This is a genomic window from Streptomyces violaceoruber, from assembly GCF_033406955.1.
GTDB lineage: Bacteria > Actinomycetota > Actinomycetes > Streptomycetales > Streptomycetaceae > Streptomyces > Streptomyces violaceoruber.
Map to the genome: position 1 here is coordinate 6495812 of NZ_CP137734.1, position 17341 is coordinate 6513152.

Sequence of the window (17341 nt, forward strand, 5' to 3'; positions counted from 1 at the left end):
TACGACCTGGAGAAGAGCCGAGACATGCGCGTCGAGATCTGGAGCGACATCGCCTGCCCCTGGTGCTACGTGGGCAAGGCCCGCTTCGAGAAGGCGCTCGCGGCCTTCCCGCACCGTGACGGCGTCGAGGTGGTCCACCGTTCGTTCGAACTGGACCCCGGACGGGCCAAGGACGACGTGCAGCCGGTGCTGACGATGCTCACCGCCAAGTACGGCATGAGCCAGGAGCAGGCGCAGGCCGGTGAGGACAACCTCGGCGCGCAGGCCGCCGCCGAGGGCCTGGCCTACCGCACCCGGGACCGCGACCACGGCAGCACCTTCGACCTGCACCGCCTGCTGCACCTCGCCAAGGAGCGGGGACGGCACGAGGCGCTCCTCGACGCCTTCTACCGGGGCAACTTCGCCGACGAGCGCTCCGTGTTCAACGACGACGAGCGGCTCGTGGAGCTGGCCGTCGGCGCCGGGCTGGACGCCGAGGAGGTCCGCGCGGTGCTCGCCGACCCCGCCGCCTACGCCGACGAGGTGCGCGCCGACGAGCGCGAGGCCGCCCAGCTCGGGGCCACCGGGGTGCCGTTCTTCGTGCTCGACCGGGCCTACGGAGTCTCGGGCGCCCAGCCGGCCGAGGTCTTCACCCAGGCACTGACCCAGGCGTGGGGCGAGCGCACGCCGCTGAGGCTGATCGACGACGGCGGCGCCGAGGCCTGCGGCCCGGACGGGTGCGCGGTCCCCGGCCACTGAATCGGCAGGTCGGGACGGACTCATAAGTGTCCCTTGGGGGTATCGCGTAGAAATACGCAATGGACGGGGAGGTCACGGGACCGCACAGTGGTGCCATGGAGAGCTTCGAGAACCTCGTCCGCACCGAGTTCGCCCCGAAGACCACGTATCTGAACACCGCCAGCACCGGCCTGCTCCCCGCCCGGACCCTCGCGGCCATGCGCGACGCGGCGGCCTCCGCCGCGGAGGGGCAGCCGCTCGACATGTTCGCCGACGTCGAGGCGTCCCGGGCCGCGTACGCCCGCCTCGTGGGAGTGCCCGCCACCCGGGTCGCGACCGGCGCGTCCGTCGCCACGTTCAGCGGGCTCGTCGCCGCGTCGCTGCCCCCGGGCGCCGAAGTCCTCACCGCGGAGGCCGACTTCAGCTCCCTGGTGAACCCGCTGTACACCCGCGGCGACCTGAAGGTGCGCAGTGTGCCGCTGGAACGGCTGGCCGAGTCGGTGGGTCCTGACACCGCGCTCGTCGCGGTCAGTTCCGTGCAGTCCGCCGACGGGCGGCTCGCCGACCTCGCCGCGCTGCGGGACGCCGCCCGGGCGCACGGGGCGCGGACGCTGATCGACGCCTCGCAGTCGAACGGGTGGCTGCCGCTGGCCGCCGGCGACTTCGACTTCGTGGTCGCCGTCGCCTACAAGTGGGTCCTGTGCCCGCGCGGCGTCGCCTTCCTCGTCGTACCGGAGGACCTGGGGGCGGCGGCCGGGCTGACACCGCTGTTCGCCGGGTGGGCGTCCGGTGAGCACCCCTGGGACAGCTGCTACGGCCCCGTGGAGGAACTCGCGCACTCCGCCCGGCGGTTCGACGAGAGCCCCGCCCTGTTCTCCTACACCGGCGCCCGGCACTCCCTGGCCCTGATCGAGGAACTGGGCGTCGACGCGGTGCACGCCCACGACACCGGGCTCGCCGACCGGTTCCGCGCCGGGGTGCGCTCGCTGGGCCACGAGCCGGTGGACGCGCCGGGCTCCGCGATCGTGTCCGTGCCGGGACTCGGACACCGGCAGGGCGAGCTGGGCGGGGCCGGCGTCCAGGTCTCGGACCGGGCGGGCAATCTGCGGGCCGCCTTCCACGCGTACAACACCGCGGCCGACGTGGACCGGCTGCTCGACGTGCTGGCGGGCTGACCCGGCCGGGCCGGGAAGAAGTATCGGGCAGGGGCCTCCCGTCCCACACGAGAAGGCCCCTGCCCGAGTCTCAGACGCGAGTCACTTCACCGGCGTGAAGTCCCGCGCCCCGATGAACTCCGGCCGCCGGATGGGAGCCGCGAACGGCTCGACCGCCGTGTTCTCCACGCTGTTGAACACGATGAACACGTTGCTGCGCGGGAACGGCGTGATGTTGTCGCCCGACCCGTGCATGCAGTTGCAGTCGAACCAGGTCGCCGAACCGGCCTTGCCGGTGAACAGCTTGATGCCGTACTCCGAGGCCATCTTCGTCAGGCCCTCGTCGGACGGCGTCCCCGCGTCCTGCATCTGCAGGGACTTCTTGTAGTTGTCCTTCGGCGTGGCCCCCGCGCACCCGAGGAACGTCTTGTGCGACCCCGGCATGATCATCAGACCGCCGTTGGTGTCGTAGTTCTCGGTGAGCGCGATCGAGACCGAGATCGTGCGCATGTTGGGCAGGCCGTCCTCGGCGTGCCAGGTCTCGAAGTCCGAGTGCCAGTAGAAACCGCTGGCCCCGAAGCCCGGCTTGACGTTGATCCGCGACTGGTGGACGTACACGTCCGAGCCGAGGATCTGCCGCGCCCGCCCGACCACGCGCTCGTCGCGCACCAGCTTGGCGAAGACCTCACTGATCTTGTGCACCTCGAAGACCGACCGGATCTCCTTGGACTGCGGCTCGACGATCGAGCGCTCGTCCGCGCGGATGGCCGGGTCGGTGGTGAGGCGCTCCAGCTCACGCTGGTACTCGCCGACCTCGTCCGGGGTGATCAGCTGGTCGATGGCGAGGAAGCCGTCGCGGTCCAGCGCCTGGAGGTCGCCCGCAGAGACGGGGCCGGGCGCGTCCGGGGAGCCCCAGACGACCGGGTCCTGCCGAGGGGTGGCCACTTCGGTGGCGCCGCGGGTGGGATAGAGATCAGTGACGTTCGTGGTCGTGGTGGTCACGGTGACTCACACCTCCTCGGTGAGCAGCGGGTAGACGCCGTTCTCGTCGTGATCCTCCCGTCCGGTGACGGGCGGGTTGAAGACACAGATGCAGTGGAAGTCCTCCTTGACCTTGAGCGTGTGCCGCTCGTGGCCGTCGAGGAGATACATCGTGCCCGGCGTGATGTGGTACGTCTTCCCCGTCTCGCGGTCGGTCAACTCGGCGTCGCCCTTGGTGCAGACGACGGCCTCGATGTGGTTGGCGTACCACATCGACGTCTCCGTACCCGCGTACAGGATCGTCTCGTGCACGGAGAAGCCGACCTTCTCCTTGGCGAGGACGATCCGGGTGCTTTCCCAGGTGCCGGACGCGCTCTTCACGTGCCGGTCGGTGCCTTCGAACTCCTTGAACGAACGGACGATCACGGTTTTGCGATGCCTCCTAGGTGAAGGGTGTGCAAGGGGCCCCGGCGTCCTCGGCCGCGCGGACCGAAGACGCCGGGAGTTCGTGGTGGTGGTGCCCGACGGCCGGGCCGTCAGACCGTCACGCGGTCTCGCGCACGGCCCTGGCCAGGGTCTTCATGCCCTCGTCCAGCTCGTCGGGCGTGATGGTGAGCGCCGGCAGCAGCTTGACGACCTCGCTCTCGGGGCCGGAGGTCTCGATGAGCAGCCCCAGCTCGAAGGCGCGCTTGGCGACCCGGCCCGCGCGGTCCTTGTCGTGGAACTCCAGGCCCCAGACCAGGCCGCGGCCGCGGTACTCCTTGACGTCGGCGAGGTTCTCCTCGGTGATGGCGATCATGTGCTGCTCGACCTGCTCGCCGCGCTTGCGGGTCTGCTTCTCCATCGCCGACCCGTCGGCCCAGTACGCCTCCAGGGTGGCGGTCGCAGTGACGAAGGCCGGGTTGTTGCCGCGGAAGGTGCCGTTGTGCTCGCCCGGCTCCCAGACGTCCAGCTCCGGCTTGAACAGGGTCAGCGCCATCGGCATGCCGTAGCCGCTGATGGACTTGGAGACGGTGACGATGTCCGGCGTGATGCCCGCCTCCTCGAAGGAGAAGAAGGCGCCGGTACGGCCGCAGCCCATCTGGATGTCGTCGACGATGAGCAGCATGTCCTGGCGCTCGCACAGGTCGGCCAGGGCGCGCAGCCACTCGGCGCGGGCGACGTTGATGCCGCCCTCGCCCTGCACGGTCTCGACGATCACGGCGGCCGGCTTGTTCAGGCCGGAGCCCTGGTCCTCGAGCAGGCGCTCGAACCAGATGAAGTCCTCGACGGTGCCGTCGAAGTAGTTGTCGAACGGCATGGGCGTGCCGTGCACCAGCGGGATGCCGGCGCCGGCCCGCTTGAAGGCGTTGCCGGTCACCGCGAGGGAGCCCAGCGACATGCCGTGGAAGGCGTTGGTGAAGGACACGATCGACTCGCGCCCCTTCACCTTGCGCGCCAGCTTGAGCGCGGACTCGACGGCGTTGGTGCCCGTCGGGCCCGGGAACATGACCTTGTAGGGCAGGTCGCGGGGCCGCAGGATGGTGTTCTGGAAGGTCTCCAGGAAGCGGCGCTTGGCCGTCGTCGACATGTCGAGCCCGTGCGTGACGCCGTCCCGCTCCAGGTAGTCGATCAGGGCGCGTTTCAGGACCGCGTTGTTGTGCCCGTAGTTGAGCGAGCCCGCTCCGGCGAAGAAGTCGAGGTACTCGTGGCCGTCCTCGTCGTACATGCGGCTGCCGACCGCACGGTCGAAGACGGTGGGCCAGCCGCGGCAGTAGCTGCGCACCTCGGACTCGACGGTCTCGAAGACGCTGAGGTCGGGCTGGGTGATGGTCACGACGAATCGCTCCTCGTGGGGTGAGGGTGGGAGAGGAAGGTCGTACGGGTCCGGTGGGACCGGTCGCGGTCCCGGCCGGGAAGTCTGGGGGCCGGACGGTCGGGGGTGCCCCGACGGCTCGGCGAGGGGTCAGCCGCCGGCGGACAGGGGTCCGATGCGGTACAGGACCTCGGGCTCGTGGGGCCCGTCGGGGAACACCGCCGTGTCGAACAGGACTTCGCGCTCAAGCCGGGCGCCGCGGCGCTCGGCGAACGAGGTGAACAGTCGTTGGGACGCCGTGTTGTCGGGAGAGATCGTTGTCTCCAGGATGGTGATCCCGCGTTCGCGGGCCACCCGGTCCGCCAGTCCGTCGACCAGCGTTGCCGCGAGCCCACGACCACGGTACGTCCCGTCCACCGCCACCTGCCACACGAGCAGGGTGTCGGGACTGTCCGGCCGTACGTAGCCGGTGATGAAGCCGACCGGCACGCCGTGCCCGTCGCGGACGACGGCCGAGGTGGCGGCGAAGTCCCGGCACCAGAGCAGGTAGCTGTACGAGGAGTTCAGGTCGAGGACCTCGGAATCCCTCGCTATCCGCCACAGGGCGGCGCCGTCGGCCACTCTCGGACGATCGATTTGCAGGTCTGCTTGCGCGGCAGTCATGCAAATTGAATTTACCCAGCGAAATTCGAAATTGCATCGCCGGATGGGGTTACGAATGAGTGCCGCTTGTGTTATCACGCGGGCGCGTGCTTCCGCGCGAGACGACGGCGTTATGGGGCGATTTGACGGGTGCGTAAGCCGCAAATCGGGCAGCATGTGGATCGGGTCACAATCGCGTAACCCGTGCGAGACGTGTCCGAAATGTGAAGATCGTTAGTCGTGAAATCTTTGTGTTTAGGTCCGAAGAAAGCGGGCAGAAGAATACGGGAAGCTGCGCTGAGTAGAATTCTTAAATTCTGCTTGTGCGAGTATCCGGAATTCCCTCCGATTCATCCTTCCGAAAGGCCGGGCCCGGCCGCCCGCTCCCACGCCTCCTCGGCGGCCCGCCGGGCGGCCTCCGGGTCGGCCTTCACGCCCCGCTCGACCAGCGCGGCACCCAGTGCCGCCAGGCAGCCCTGCACGGCCCCGCGCGTCGCGTCCGGACCGTAGTGGTTGACCCGGATCATCTCGCCCGCCAGCGCGCCGCCGCCCGCCGCCAGCGGCAGCGCCGGGTCGGACTCCAGGGCACGGGCCACCAGCGCGGACGCGTCGACGTCCGACGGCGTGCGCAGTGTCGTCGCCACCGGCGCCGCGTCCCCCGCCTCGTACACGTACGGCTCCAGGCCGCCCAGCGCGAGCGCGCCGGCCCGGGTGGCCGCCGCCGCGGACGCGTGCCGCGCCATCACCGTGCCGGGGCCCTCCGCCTCGATGCGCTCGACGCAGGCCTCCAGCGCGAGCATCTCCAACTGCGCCGGCGCGTGCAGCAGCGCCTTGCGCCCGCCGTCGATCCAGCGCTCCTTCCAGTCGAGGAGCGACAGGTACGACCGCCGCGGGGCGTTCGGGTTCGCCGCCATGCGGGCCCAGGCCCGCTCGCTCACCGACACCGCCGAGACGCCCGCCGGGCCGCCCATCGCCTTCTGCGCGCCGATGACGCACAGGTCCACGCCCCAGGCGTCCGGCAGCACCGGCTCCGCGCCCACCGAGGCCACGGCGTCCAGGTAGAACAGCGCGCCGTGCGCCCGGACCACCTCGCCGATCTCCGCGACCGGGTTGGTGTTGCCGGTCGCCGCCTCGGCGTGCACCAGGGACACGAAGTCGATCTCCGGGTGTTCGGCCAGGGCCCGGCCGACCTGCTCGGCGGAGACGGCCGTGTGGAACGGCACGGCGAGGTCGTGCACGGTCGCGCCGCAGTCCCGCAGCCAGTTGCCGAAGGTCTGCCCGTACGGTCCCGTGACGACGTTCAGCGCGACGGTGCCGGGCCCCGCGGCGGCGCGGATGGCGCCCTCCAGCGGCAGCAGCGCCTCGCCCTGCATGACCACCACGTCCTGGCCGGTGCCGAGCAGGCGCGCGACCCGGTCCTCGATCGCGGCGAAACGTCCGGCGCTCAGCGGGGGGAGGTCCAGGAAGGGATGGGTCACGGCGGTGCTCTCTTCGGTGACGGCGGGTGTGCGGCGCGGGTACGCGGCGTACGGAGTCGAGAGTAACCATGGCGTCCGCCGGCACTCGCGCCGGAGTGCTTCCGTTGCGACACCCCCACGCCCGGAATCGTGGCTTCCGTCACAGCCGAAGAGATCACCGCCTGATGGACTGGGCCCGTGTTCCTCGTACTCCTGCTGATCGTCGTGGTCGCCGTGGTGTCCGCCGTCGGCCTGACCGGCCACGGCGCGAGCGTCCTCGCCGCCCGCCGCGCCCGGGGAACGGGCGCCGGACCGGCTCTGCGCGCCCTCGCCGCCTTCGCCGGTGCCGCCGCCGTCGCGATGTACGCCTGGGGGCTGCTGCACGTGACCGGCGCCGTCATGGAGTCCGACGGCGGCGCGGGCTCCGCGCCGGCGCCGCCCTGCCGCACGCCCGGGAACGAGGAGCGCGCCCTCCACGTCATCGACCAGTCGGTCTCCTTCCTGCCGCTGGGCTTCGTCTGCGAGACCACCGGCGGCGGCGAGTACACCAGCGACGACGTCCCCGGCTACGTCAACCCCGCCACCGCCGCCCTGGCCCTGACCGCCGTCGCGGGCGCCGTCGGGGCCGGGTACGCGAGTGGGGCGCGCGCCCGCGCGACAGCGCGCGGCGGAGGCGGGTGACCCGTCCCGTGACCGGCCCCGTACGGGTGTGCGGGCACCGTTTAGGGTGCGGGGCATGAGCGATCGCGCGGTGCTGCACGTGAAGGGTCGGGTGCTCGTCGGGCCGGAGGAGGTCCGGGACGAGGTGTGGGTGATCGACGGACGGATCTCCTACGACCGCCCCACGGGCGCCGCCGACGTCCGCACCGTCGAGGGATGGGCCCTGCCCGGCCTGGTCGACGCGCACTGCCACGTCGGCCTCGACCAGCACGGCGCCGTCCCCGCGGACGTGGCCGAGAAGCAGGCGCTGACCGACCGGGAGGCGGGCACCCTCCTCGTCCGGGACGCGGGCTCGCCCTCCGACACCCGCTGGATCGACGACCGCGAGGACCTCCCGAAGATCATCCGGGCCGGCCGGCACATCGCCCGCACCCGCCGCTACATCCGCAACTACGCCTGGGAGGTCGAGCCCGACGACCTCGTCGCCTACGTCGCCCAGGAGGCCCGGCGCGGCGACGGCTGGGTGAAACTGGTCGGCGACTGGATCGACCGCGACCTCGGCGACCTGTCGGCCTGCTGGCCGCGCGGCGCCGTGGAGGCGGCCATCGCCGAGGCCCACCGGCTGGGCGCCCGCGTCACCGCGCACTGCTTCGCCGAGGACTGCCTGCGCGACCTGGTCGAGGCAGGCATCGACTGCGTGGAGCACGCCACGGGACTGACCGACGACACGATCCCGCTCTTCGCCGAGCGCGGCGTCGCCATCGTCCCCACCCTGGTCAACATCGCCACCTTCCCCGCGCTGGCCGACGGCGGCGAGTCCCGGTTCCCGCGCTGGTCGGCCCACATGCGCCGGCTCCACGAACGCCGCTACGACACCGTCCGGAGCGCCTACGACGCCGGCATCCCGGTCTTCGTCGGCACCGACGCGGGCGGTGCCCTCGCCCACGGGCTGGCCGGGGCCGAGGTCGCCGAGCTGGTCACCGCGGGCATCCCGCCCGTCGAGGCCCTCGCCGCGACGACCTGGGCCGCCCGGCGCTGGCTCGGCCGCCCCGGCCTGGACGAGGGCGCGCCGGCGGACCTGGTGGTGTACGAGCAGGACCCGCGCGCGGACGTGCGCGTGCTGACCGCTCCGCGCCGGGTCGTGCTCAACGGGCGGGTCGTCGGTTGACCGACGGGAGTGACGCGGGGGAACACCCGTGCCGGAAGATGCGACGAAGATTCGAATAGATCCGCCAAAACCCCACGAAGGGGTGAAGTGCCCCGGGATCGCTGACGGTTGGGCGCACGCGGGGACATCCTTTCCGGGTCCCAAGCATGTCGCTCATGCGTGCCCCGCACGCATGTCTCACTGGGGGTCCCACCACCTTGAACGGCAACACCTTCCGCATGCCCGCACGCCGTCTCGCCACCGTCGCGGCGGCCACGGCCCTGGCCGCGGGTCCCGCGACCCTGGCCGGCGCGGGGTCCGCCCACGCGACCGGCGACCACGGCCGCGCGAGCGCCACCGTGCTGCGCACCGGGCTCGACGTCTCCCTGCTCAACAAGACCGTGAACGTCCCGCTCGCGGTCACCCTCAACGAGGTGCAGGCGCCCGAGAGCGCCGAGAAGACCGCGCTCACCGCCCGGCTGGACGGCGTCGACGGCGGAAAGCCGTTCAGCGTCCTGCGCGCCGACGTGGCCGAGGCGAGGGCGACGGCCACCGCCGGGAAGAGCGAGGGCTCCACCACGCTGGCCCGCGCCAGGCTGCACGTTCCCGGCCTGCCGCTGCTGTCGGTGATCGAGGTCCAGGAGGTCACCTCCACGGCCACCTGCGAGGCCGGGAAGCAGCCGGTCGCCGACGCCAACCTCCTGGGACCCGTGACCGTCCTCGGCAAGAAGGTCACGCTCACCACCGGCGGGACGACGGACGTGAAGGTGCCCGGCGTCGGCGAGGTACGGCTCGACCTCTCGAAGGAGGAGACCACCTCCCGCACGGCCGCCGCCACCGCGCTCGAACTCAAGGTCTCCGTCAACCCCGGCGACCTGAACGTCGCCGAGGTCGACGGCACCGTCACCCTGGCCAGGGCGACCTGCGAGTCCCCGGCCGCCCCCGCGGACGAGGCCGGGCAGCCCCCGGCGCAGGCCGACGAGCCCCCGGCGGAGCAGGACGCGGAACGGCCCGCCGAGCCCGCGGCCGACGTGAAGGCCCAGGGCGCCCGCACCGAGGCCGACCTCGCCGAGACCGGCGGCAGCTCCGCGACGCCGTACGTCGCGGCCGGAGCCGCGGCCCTGGTCCTGGCGGGCGGCGGCGCCCTGGTCCTGGCCCGGCGCAGGCGCGGCTGACGGTGGGGAACCGGCCGGGGGAGGGTCACTGGCCGGTTCTGGCCGGGGTGCGTGTGCGGGGGCGGACGGTGCTCTGGTGCCCCCGAGGGGCGCGGCGGGTGCCGGGCCCGGTCCTGGCGAGCGGGGGCGCGCCGGTGCCGGCCCGGTGTGGCGCGGTGCGGTGCGGTGCGGCTGACGGTGGGGATCCGGCCGGGGCATGTGGGGGCGGTGGTCCCGGCTGGGGCGGGCGGTGGCCCTGTGTGTCGCGGGTGCCGGGGCCTGATCCTGGCGGGCGGGGGCGCGTTGCTGGCCCGGTGCGGCGCGGTGCGGTGCGGCTGGCGGTGGGGATCCGGCCGGGGGTGGGTCTCTGGCCGGGGTGCGGGGCGCCTGCGGGGGATTCGGCGGGGGCGTGTGGGGGCGGTGGTCCCGGCTGGGGCGGGCGGTGGTCCGGTGGCCCTGTGTGTCGCGGGCGCCGGGGCCCGGTCCTGGTGGGTGGGGGCGTTGCTGGCCCGGCGCGGTGCGGTGCGGCTGGTGGTGGGGATCCGGCCGGGGGTGGGTCTCTGGCCGGGGTGCGGGGCGCCTCTGGGGGATTTGGCGGGGGCGTGTGGGGGCGGTGGTCCCGGCTGGGGCGGGCGGTGGTCCGGTGGCCCTGTGTGTCGCGGGTGCCGGGGCCCGGCCCTGGCGGGCGGGGACGTTGCTGGCCCGGTGCGGCTGGCGGTGGGGATCCGGCCGGGGTGCGGGGCGCCTGCGGGGGATTCGGCCGGGGCGTGTGGGGGCGGTGGTCCCGGCTGGGGCGGGCGGTGGTCCGGTGGCCCTGTGTGTCGCGGGTGCCGGGGGCCCGGCCCTGGCGGGTGGGAGCGCCGCTCCTGATCCGGAGCGGGCATGGCTGACCCGACGGGGGCGGAACCGGCCGGAGCCCGTTGCGCCGGCGCCCCGTGTGGCTCAGGCCGGTTCCGTCGCCGTCAGCGTGCGTTCCAGGGCGCTCAGGAAGCCCTCCGTCGTCGCCCGGTCCCGTACCGCCAGCCGCAGCCACCCGCCGCCCAGACCGGGGAACGTGTCCCCGCGCCGGACCGCGTACCCCAGGTCGCGCAACCGGTGCCGTACGGCGGCCCCGTCCGGGACGTCGACCAGGACGAAGGGACCCTCGGCCGGTCCGACGACCCGCACGCCGGCACCGGCCAACACCGCCAGCCCGGCGACGAGCCGGTCCCGGTCGGCGGCGACGCGGTGGGCGGCGTGGGCGGCCTCCGCCAGTGCCCGCGGCGCCACACACGCCTCGGCCGCCGCCAGCGCGGGCGTGGACACCGGCCACAGCGGCTGCGCGCGCTCCAGCCCGGCGACCGTTTCCGGGTCCGCGAGGACGTACCCGATGCGCAGCCCCGCCAGTCCCCACGTCTTGGTGAGGCTGCGCAGCACGACGAGCCCGGGTACGTCCGTCCGCCCGGCCAGCGCCTCCCGCTCGCCCGGCACCGCGTCCATGAACGCCTCGTCCACGACCAGCGTCCGCCCGGGCCGGGCCAGCGAAGCGAGTACGTCCGCCGGGTGCAGCACCGAGGTCGGGTTCGTCGGGTTGCCGACCACCACCAGGTCGGCGTCCTCGGGGACGGCGGCGGGGTCGAGGCGGAAGCCGTCCGCCGCCCGCAGCAGCACCCGGCCGACCGTGTGCCCCGCGTCCCGCAGCGCCGCCTCGGGCTCGGTGAACTGGGGGTGCACCACGACCGGCCGGCGCACCTTCAGCGCCCGCGCCAGCAGCACGAACGCCTCCGCCGCGCCCGCCGTCAGCAGCACCCGCTCCACCGGCAGCCCGTGCCGCGCCGCCACCGCCGCCCGCGCGGCCCGACCGTCCGGGTAGGCCGCGAGCGAACCGAGTGAGGCGGCGACGTGCTCGCGCAGCCAGGCCGGGGGAGTGCCCGCGCGGACGTTCACCGCGAGGTCCACCAGCGCCGCACCGTCGTCGCGCACCTCGGCGTCCCCGTGATGGCGCAGGTCGAGGCCGTCGGCCTCAGTGTGCATGGGAGTGTGCGTGTCCATGCCCGTGATGGTGCCCGTGGGGGTGGTCGCCGTCGTCGTCGGGGTGGAAGTGCGGCTGCTGCGGCAGCCCCACCTTGTCCTCGAACCCCGGCAACGCGATCCGGTACACGCAGCTGTCGCAGTTCATCCGCAGGTCGCCGCCGACGGCCTCCTCGTACCGCTCCCACACCAGGTCGAGCAGCTCCGGCTCCGGACCGATCACGTCCGCCGACCGCACCTCGGTCTCCGGGTGCGCGGCGGCCCACTTTTCGGTCTGGTGCCGGACCCGGTCCGGGAGGATGCCGGTGAACAGGAAGTACGGCAGCACCACGACCCGCCGCGCCCCCAGCCGCACGCACCGCTCCAGGCCGCCGGGCACGTCCGGCTCCGCCAGCGACACGAACGCCGTCTCCACGCCCGCGTAACCGCGCCCCTCCCACAGCAGCCGCGCCGCCTTGAACACCTCGGCATTGGCGTCCGGGTCCGTCGAACCGCGCCCGACCAGCAGCACGGTCACCTCGGCCGGGTCCCAGGCCGGATCGACCGCCTCCGCCAGACGCCGCTCCAGCACCCGCAGCAGCCCGGGGTGCGGGCCCAGCGGGCGTCCGTAGGTGTACGTGATGCCGGGGTGGCGCTCCTTCTCGCGGGCCAGGGCCGCCGGGATGTCGCCCTTGGCGTGCCCGGCGGACACCAGCATCAGCGGCACCGCCGCGAACCGGCGCACCCCGCGCTCGACCAGCTCGGCGACCGCGTCGCCCAGCGGCGGCGGGGACAGCTCGATGAAGCCGCCCGCGACGGGCAGCTCGGGATGGCGTCGGCCCAGTTCGCGCACGAAGTCGCGGAACGCCTCGGCTCCGGCCTCGTCCCGGGTGCCGTGTCCGGCGATGAGCAGGGCGGGCGGGGTCGTCACAGGGTCTCCTCGGGGGTAGCGGATACGTCGCGTGCAGCGGACACGTCGGGTGCAGCGGGTACGTCGGGTTCGGCGGACGCGTCGGGTACGTCGGGTTCGGCGGACACCTCGGCCGTCGGGGACGAGCCGGGCCTCTCGGCGGGCGGCGCGGTCTCGCGCGTCTGCCAGCGGTAGCCGCGCGGCGTCACCATGCGCCCGGCGATCTCCCGGGTCGCGGTGTTGCCCACCGTCACGACCGTCATCATGTCGACGGTCGCCGGGTCGAGAGCGGCGAGCGTGCACAGGCGGCTCGACTCGTCGGCGCGGGACGCGTTGCGCACCACACCCACCGGAGTCGTCGGCTCCCGGTGCTCCGCGAGGATCGCCAGCGCCTTGGGCAGCTGCCAGTCGCGGCCCCGGCTGCGCGGGTTGTAGAACGTCACCACCAGGTCCGCCTCCGCCGCCGCCCGCACCCGCCGCTCGATGACCTCCCACGGCGTGTGCAGGTCGGACAGGCTGATCGACACGTGGTCGTGGCCGAGCGGCGCGCCCAGGACCGCCCCGGCCGCCAGCGCCGCCGTCACGCCCGGCACCCCGACCACGTCGATGTCGTCGGACGCCTCGGCCAGCGCCGGCGAGGCCATGGCGTACACCCCGGCGTCCCCGCTGCCGATCAGCGCGACGGCGTGCCCGCGCCGCGCCTCCTCGACCGCGGTCCTGGCCCGCTCCTCCTCGGCGCCGAGCCCCGACTCCAGCACCCGGGTGCCGGGCCGCAGCAGGTCGCGGATCTGGTCGACGTACTGGTCGAGCCCGACCAGCACCGACGCCCGCCGCAGCTCCGCCCGCGCCCGCGGCGTCACCAGGTCCCGGGCGCCGGGCCCGAGCCCGACCACCGCGAGCCGTCCGCGCCCGGGACGCCGTACGACCGCGCAGGTCGCCATCGCGGGCACCGCCGCCGACTTCCGCTTGGGCACGAGCAGTTCGCCCCCGCGCACCAGCGCCGCCGCCTCCGCGACCGACGGGGTGCCCACGGCCGCGAGCGGCGCGTCCGAGGGGTTGGGGACCTCGACACCGGCCAACTCGTCGGCGGGGTGGGTCACCAGGGGCACCCCCAGCCGCCCCGCCGCCCCGACGATCCCGGGTTCCCCGGCCTTGGCGTCCACGGTGGCCAGCTCGGCGACCGACGCGGCCGACAGCCCCGCCTCGCGCAGGGCGGCCTCCACCAGGCCGAGCACCTCGTCCACCGGCGCCCCCCTGGACGCGCCGACGCCGACGACCAGGGACGGCGGCCGCAGGACGACCTCGCCCGCGGCCGGTTCCACCGCACGGTCCGTCACCCGGATCCCGTAGGCCCCTTCGGCGGCGACCGGCAGCGGCGGCAGCGGCCACGCCACCTCCGCCCGCAGCGCCACCGGCTCACCGTCCAGCAGGGCCCGCGACACTCCGGCGACGTCGCCCTCCACGGGCATCCCGAGCGTGTCCAGACCGGCCAGCCCGACCGCGTCGGTCGCCGTCGTCACCACCGGCTCCGCGCCCAGTACCTCGCCGACCGCACGGGCCAGTTCGTTGGCGCCGCCCCCGTGCCCGCCGACCAGCGACACGGCGAACCGCCCGCCCTCGTCGACGCACACCACACCGGGGTCGGTCCGCTTGTCGTCCAGCAGCGGCGCCACCAGCCGGACCACGGCCCCGGTGGCCAGGAAGCACACCAGCCGCTCGCACTCGGCGAACGCGGACCGCACGGCGTCCCCGACGGGACCGTCGTACACCCGCGTGCGGTCCGGCCACGCCGCGGCCAGCCGGTCCCGCGCCGCCGCTCCCGCCGCCGTGGCGGAAATGAGGCCGATCAAGGGGCAACTCCTTCGGTACGGCCGTGCGGCCTGACGCCCCACAGCAGGAAGACGGGATTGGTGGCCGCGAGCCGGGTCACGTCCCCCGGCAGCGGCGCGAGCCGCGAGGACTGCAGCAGCACCCCGTCGCAGTCCAGACCGGCGCCGAGCAGCGCCTCGCGGGCCGCCGGCACCCGGTCGAGCGCGGCCACGGCGACGACCACCGAGCGCCGGGCCCGCCGCGCGCACTCGGCGACGATCGAAGGCAGCTCGCGCCCGCCGCCGCCCACGAACACCGCGTCCGGGACCTCGTCCAGCCCGGCCAGCACCGCGGGCGCCGCCCCGTGCACCACCCGCACGTCGACACCGTGCGCGGCGGCGTTGGCGCGGACCCGCCCGACACCGTCCGGCGTCCGCTCGACGGCGGTGACGGCGGCACCCAGCCGCGCGCACTCCACCGCCACGGACCCGGAACCGGCGCCGACGTCCCACACCAGGTCGCCCGGGCGCGGCCCCAGACGGGCCAGGGCCAGCGCCCGCACCTCGAACTTGGTGATCATCGAGTCCCGGTGCGTGAACGCGTCCTCGGCCAGCGCCCACCCGGCGGGCCCGGGGCGCACCCCCGCGAGGGCCCGCACCGGCCCCAGCGCCCGCGCCCCGTCCAGGCACAGCACCACGCTCACCGCCGTACCCCAGTCCCGGCCGGCGGCCTCGGCGGGCGTCACCCGCTCCACCCGCTCCTCGGCCGAGCCCAGTGCGGAGGCGACGACGAACACCCGCCCGTCGTCCCGCAACGCGGCCCCCAGCTCCGCCGGACCCGCCCCGGGACCGGTCAGCACGGCCACCTTCGGGTGCGCCCGGCACACGTTCACCGCCGTCCGCAGGTCCCGCCCGTGCGCGCTCGCCACCACGGCGTCGTCCCACGGCAGCCCCACCCGCGCGAAGGCCGCCGCGACGGAGGACACCCCGGCCCGCACGTCCAGCCGCTCCGGTCCGAACCGCTCGGCCAGCGCCCGCACGATCCCGAAGAACCCCGGATCACCGGAGGCCAGCACGGTCACCGGCCGCCCCCGGGCGACGTACTCCGCGACCGTGTCCAGGGCGGGCGCCAACGCCCCGAGGACCACCGTCCGGACCCCCTCCGGCAGCCGTACGGCGTCCAGGTGCCGACGTCCGCCGACGACCAGTTCCGCGCCCGCGGCGACGTCCCCGGCGGGAGCCGCACCGGAGGCGGCCCCCACCCCGACCACGGTGATCACGTGCTCGCACCCCGCGAGCGCAGTTCCCGGCGCGCCTCGGGGTCGGCCTTGCGATAGCCGTGGAAGTGCCCCGGGTGGTAGAGGTGCGAGCGGGTGCCGTGCGCGTCGAGGGCCGGGCCGACCAGGAACAGGGTGTGCTTCCAGAGCCTGTGCTCCTTGACCGTCTCCTCCAGGGTCCCGATCGTGCACCGCACGACCAGCTCCTCCGGCCAGGTCGCCTGGTAGGCGACGACCACCGGGGTCTCGGTCGGGTAGCCGCCCTCCAGCAGCTCCCGCACCAGCTGGCCGCTGCGGGCCGCCGACAGGAAGACCGCCATCGTCGTGCCGTGCTTGGCGAACTCGCGGACCTCCTCCCCGGGCGGCATCGGCGTCTTGCCCCCGCCGAGCCGGGTGAGGACCACGGACTGCGCGACCTCCGGGATGGTCAGCTCGCGCTGCGCGAGCGCGGCCACGGCCGAGAACGCGGAGACGCCGGGCACCACCTCGGTCGCGACACCGATCTCCGCGCACCGGTCGAGCTGCTCCTGCGTGCCGCCCCACAGCGCCGGGTCGCCGGAGTGGATGCGGGCCACCCGCAGCCCCTCCGCCCGGGCCCGCCGGTACACGGCGACGACGTCCTCCAGCGACATCGTCGCCGAGTCCAGCACCTCGGCGCCCTCGCGCGCGTGCTGGAGCACCTCCGCCTGGACGAGGCTCGCCGCCCAGATCACCACGTCCGCCTCGGCGATCGCCCGCGCCGCACGGAACGTCAGCAGGTCGGCGGCGCCGGGACCGGCACCGACGAAGGTCACCTTGGCCTCGGAATCCATCGTTTTCGGTCCTCTCCTGTGCATCCTGCGCATATTTACTGCGGTTGCTGCTGTCGTACGCGCGTGAACGCGGGGTGATCGGATACCAAGGGCCCATGGCGGTCTTCGTCGCGCTCGGCGCGTTCCTGATGACGCTGGCCGGCGGGTGGACGGCACAGCGCGTCACCGACCGGCGCCACCTGGTCCTGGGCCTGGCCGGCGGCCTCATGCTCGGCGTGGTCGGCCTCGACCTGCTGCCGGAGGCCCTGGAGGCGGCAGGCGACGAGGTGTTCGGCGTACCCGCCGCGCTCCTGCTCTTCGTCGCCGGATTCCTGCTCGCGCACCTGGTGGAACGCCTGCTGGCGGCCCGCCGCGCCGCACACGGCGCCGACGAGCACGAACACCGCTCGCCCGAGGTGGGCCTGACGGCCGCGGCCGCGATGGTCGGCCACAGCGCGATGGACGGCGTGGCGATCGGCGCGGCCTTCCAGGTCGGCGGCGGCATGGGCGCGGCGGTCGCGATGGCCGTGATCGCCCACGACTTCGCGGACGGCTTCAACACCTACACACTGACCAGCCTGTACGGCAACGCCCGCCGCCGCGCCGTCGCGATGCTGGTCGCCGACGCGATCGCCCCCGTCCTCGGCGCGTCCTCCACCCTCCTCTTCACCATCCCGGAGGGCGCGCTCGGCGCCTATCTCGGCCTGTTCGGCGGCGTACTCCTCTACCTCGCCGCGGCCGAGATCCTCCCCGAGGCCCACCACGAGCACCCCGCCCGCTCGACCCTGCTGTGCACGGTCGCGGGCGCGGCGTTCATCTGGCTGGTGGTGGGCATCGCGGAGTGAGCGCCGGGAACGGG

Annotated in this window: 16 protein-coding genes; 6 read left to right on the forward strand and 10 right to left on the reverse strand. The window is 74.1% G+C overall.

Annotated elements, in window-relative coordinates; genetic code table 11:
* Positions 1–24: 24 nt before the first annotated feature.
* Both R2E43_RS29035 and R2E43_RS29040 read left to right on the forward strand, forming a co-directional pair.
* Positions 25–738, forward strand: a complete 714-nt coding sequence (locus R2E43_RS29035) for a DsbA family oxidoreductase (protein ID WP_329432463.1) — start codon at positions 25–27, stop codon at positions 736–738.
* A gap of 59 nt (positions 739–797) precedes the next feature.
* Entirely contained in the window at positions 798–1892 is a 1095-nt protein-coding gene (locus R2E43_RS29040) for an aminotransferase class V-fold PLP-dependent enzyme (protein WP_011028020.1), read from the forward strand.
* 81 nt (positions 1893–1973) lie between these two features.
* On the opposite strand, the gene thpD is transcribed toward R2E43_RS29040, so the two are convergent.
* The 5 genes from thpD to R2E43_RS29065 form a co-directional block, all read right to left on the reverse strand.
* Positions 1974–2873, reverse strand: coding sequence for an ectoine hydroxylase (gene thpD / locus R2E43_RS29045; RefSeq protein WP_003976953.1), 900 nt, complete (start codon positions 2871–2873; stop codon positions 1974–1976).
* Positions 2874–2879: 6 nt separating this feature from the next.
* Positions 2880–3278 carry an ectoine synthase gene (locus tag R2E43_RS29050; protein ID WP_003976954.1) on the reverse strand — a complete coding sequence of 133 codons (399 nt, stop codon included), beginning with the start codon at positions 3276–3278 and terminating at the stop codon, positions 2880–2882.
* 118 nt (positions 3279–3396) lie between these two features.
* Positions 3397–4668, reverse strand: a complete 1272-nt coding sequence (ectB, locus tag R2E43_RS29055) for a diaminobutyrate--2-oxoglutarate transaminase (protein ID WP_003976955.1) — start codon at positions 4666–4668, stop codon at positions 3397–3399.
* A gap of 129 nt (positions 4669–4797) precedes the next feature.
* On the reverse strand, positions 4798–5310 hold the full coding sequence (ectA, locus tag R2E43_RS29060; RefSeq protein WP_003976956.1) for a diaminobutyrate acetyltransferase: 513 nt from the start codon (positions 5308–5310) through the stop codon (positions 4798–4800).
* Between the two features lie 329 nt (positions 5311–5639).
* The gene (locus tag R2E43_RS29065) at positions 5640–6767 is read right to left on the reverse strand and encodes a pyridoxal-phosphate-dependent aminotransferase family protein (protein ID WP_136208432.1); all 1128 of its coding nucleotides are present in this window, start codon (positions 6765–6767) and stop codon (positions 5640–5642) included.
* Between the two features lie 177 nt (positions 6768–6944).
* On the opposite strand from R2E43_RS29065, the gene R2E43_RS29070 reads away from it, so the two are divergent.
* The 3 genes from R2E43_RS29070 (at position 6945) to R2E43_RS29080 (ending at position 9728) form a co-directional block, all read left to right on the forward strand.
* Positions 6945–7427, forward strand: coding sequence for a hypothetical protein (locus R2E43_RS29070; RefSeq protein WP_319120306.1), 483 nt, complete (start codon positions 6945–6947; stop codon positions 7425–7427).
* A gap of 55 nt (positions 7428–7482) precedes the next feature.
* A complete protein-coding gene (locus R2E43_RS29075; RefSeq protein ID WP_319129112.1) occupies positions 7483–8574 on the forward strand; it encodes an amidohydrolase family protein in 1092 nt (363 codons plus the stop codon).
* Positions 8575–8771: 197 nt separating this feature from the next.
* Positions 8772–9728 (forward strand): SCO1860 family LAETG-anchored protein, encoded by a 957-nt coding sequence (locus tag R2E43_RS29080; RefSeq protein ID WP_193486091.1) that lies wholly within the window; start codon positions 8772–8774, stop codon positions 9726–9728.
* A 921-nt stretch (positions 9729–10649) separates the two neighbouring features.
* On the opposite strand, the gene cobC is transcribed toward R2E43_RS29080, so the two are convergent.
* From cobC to cobM, 5 genes are read right to left on the reverse strand one after another with little or no spacing between them, the layout of a single operon-like run.
* Positions 10650–11738: an Rv2231c family pyridoxal phosphate-dependent protein CobC gene (gene cobC, locus R2E43_RS29085; protein WP_247703897.1), complete on the reverse strand. Its 1089-nt coding sequence runs from the start codon at positions 11736–11738 to the stop codon at positions 10650–10652.
* Entirely contained in the window at positions 11710–12627 is a 918-nt protein-coding gene (locus tag R2E43_RS29090; RefSeq protein ID WP_106518850.1) for a sirohydrochlorin chelatase, read from the reverse strand. The genes cobC and R2E43_RS29090 overlap by 29 nt, the downstream gene beginning before the upstream one ends.
* Positions 12624–14456: a precorrin-3B C(17)-methyltransferase gene (cobJ, locus tag R2E43_RS29095; RefSeq protein ID WP_319218129.1), complete on the reverse strand. Its 1833-nt coding sequence runs from the start codon at positions 14454–14456 to the stop codon at positions 12624–12626. Before cobJ ends, R2E43_RS29090 begins: the two co-directional genes overlap by 4 nt.
* Entirely contained in the window at positions 14453–15694 is a 1242-nt protein-coding gene (gene cbiE, locus R2E43_RS29100) for a precorrin-6y C5,15-methyltransferase (decarboxylating) subunit CbiE (RefSeq protein ID WP_319218131.1), read from the reverse strand. The genes cobJ and cbiE overlap by 4 nt, the downstream gene beginning before the upstream one ends.
* On the reverse strand, positions 15691–16503 hold the full coding sequence (gene cobM / locus R2E43_RS29105; RefSeq protein WP_003976965.1) for a precorrin-4 C(11)-methyltransferase: 813 nt from the start codon (positions 16501–16503) through the stop codon (positions 15691–15693). The genes cbiE and cobM overlap by 4 nt, the downstream gene beginning before the upstream one ends.
* A 95-nt stretch (positions 16504–16598) precedes the next feature.
* On the opposite strand from cobM, the gene R2E43_RS29110 reads away from it, so the two are divergent.
* A complete protein-coding gene (locus R2E43_RS29110; RefSeq protein ID WP_003976966.1) occupies positions 16599–17327 on the forward strand; it encodes a ZIP family metal transporter in 729 nt (242 codons plus the stop codon).
* Positions 17328–17341 lie beyond the last annotated feature (14 nt).

Coding starts and splice junctions, on each gene's coding strand:
- cobM (WP_003976965.1), bottom strand. CDS start 16,503: ATGGATTCCGAGGCCAAGGTGACCTTCGTCGGTGCCGGTCCCGGCGCC.
- R2E43_RS29040 (WP_011028020.1), top strand. CDS start 798: ATGGACGGGGAGGTCACGGGACCGCACAGTGGTGCCATGGAGAGCTTC.
- R2E43_RS29110 (WP_003976966.1), top strand. CDS start 16,599: ATGGCGGTCTTCGTCGCGCTCGGCGCGTTCCTGATGACGCTGGCCGGC.
- R2E43_RS29075 (WP_319129112.1), top strand. CDS start 7,483: ATGAGCGATCGCGCGGTGCTGCACGTGAAGGGTCGGGTGCTCGTCGGG.
- cobC (WP_247703897.1), bottom strand. CDS start 11,738: ATGGACACGCACACTCCCATGCACACTGAGGCCGACGGCCTCGACCTG.
- R2E43_RS29035 (WP_329432463.1), top strand. CDS start 25: ATGCGCGTCGAGATCTGGAGCGACATCGCCTGCCCCTGGTGCTACGTG.
- ectA (WP_003976956.1), bottom strand. CDS start 5,310: ATGACTGCCGCGCAAGCAGACCTGCAAATCGATCGTCCGAGAGTGGCC.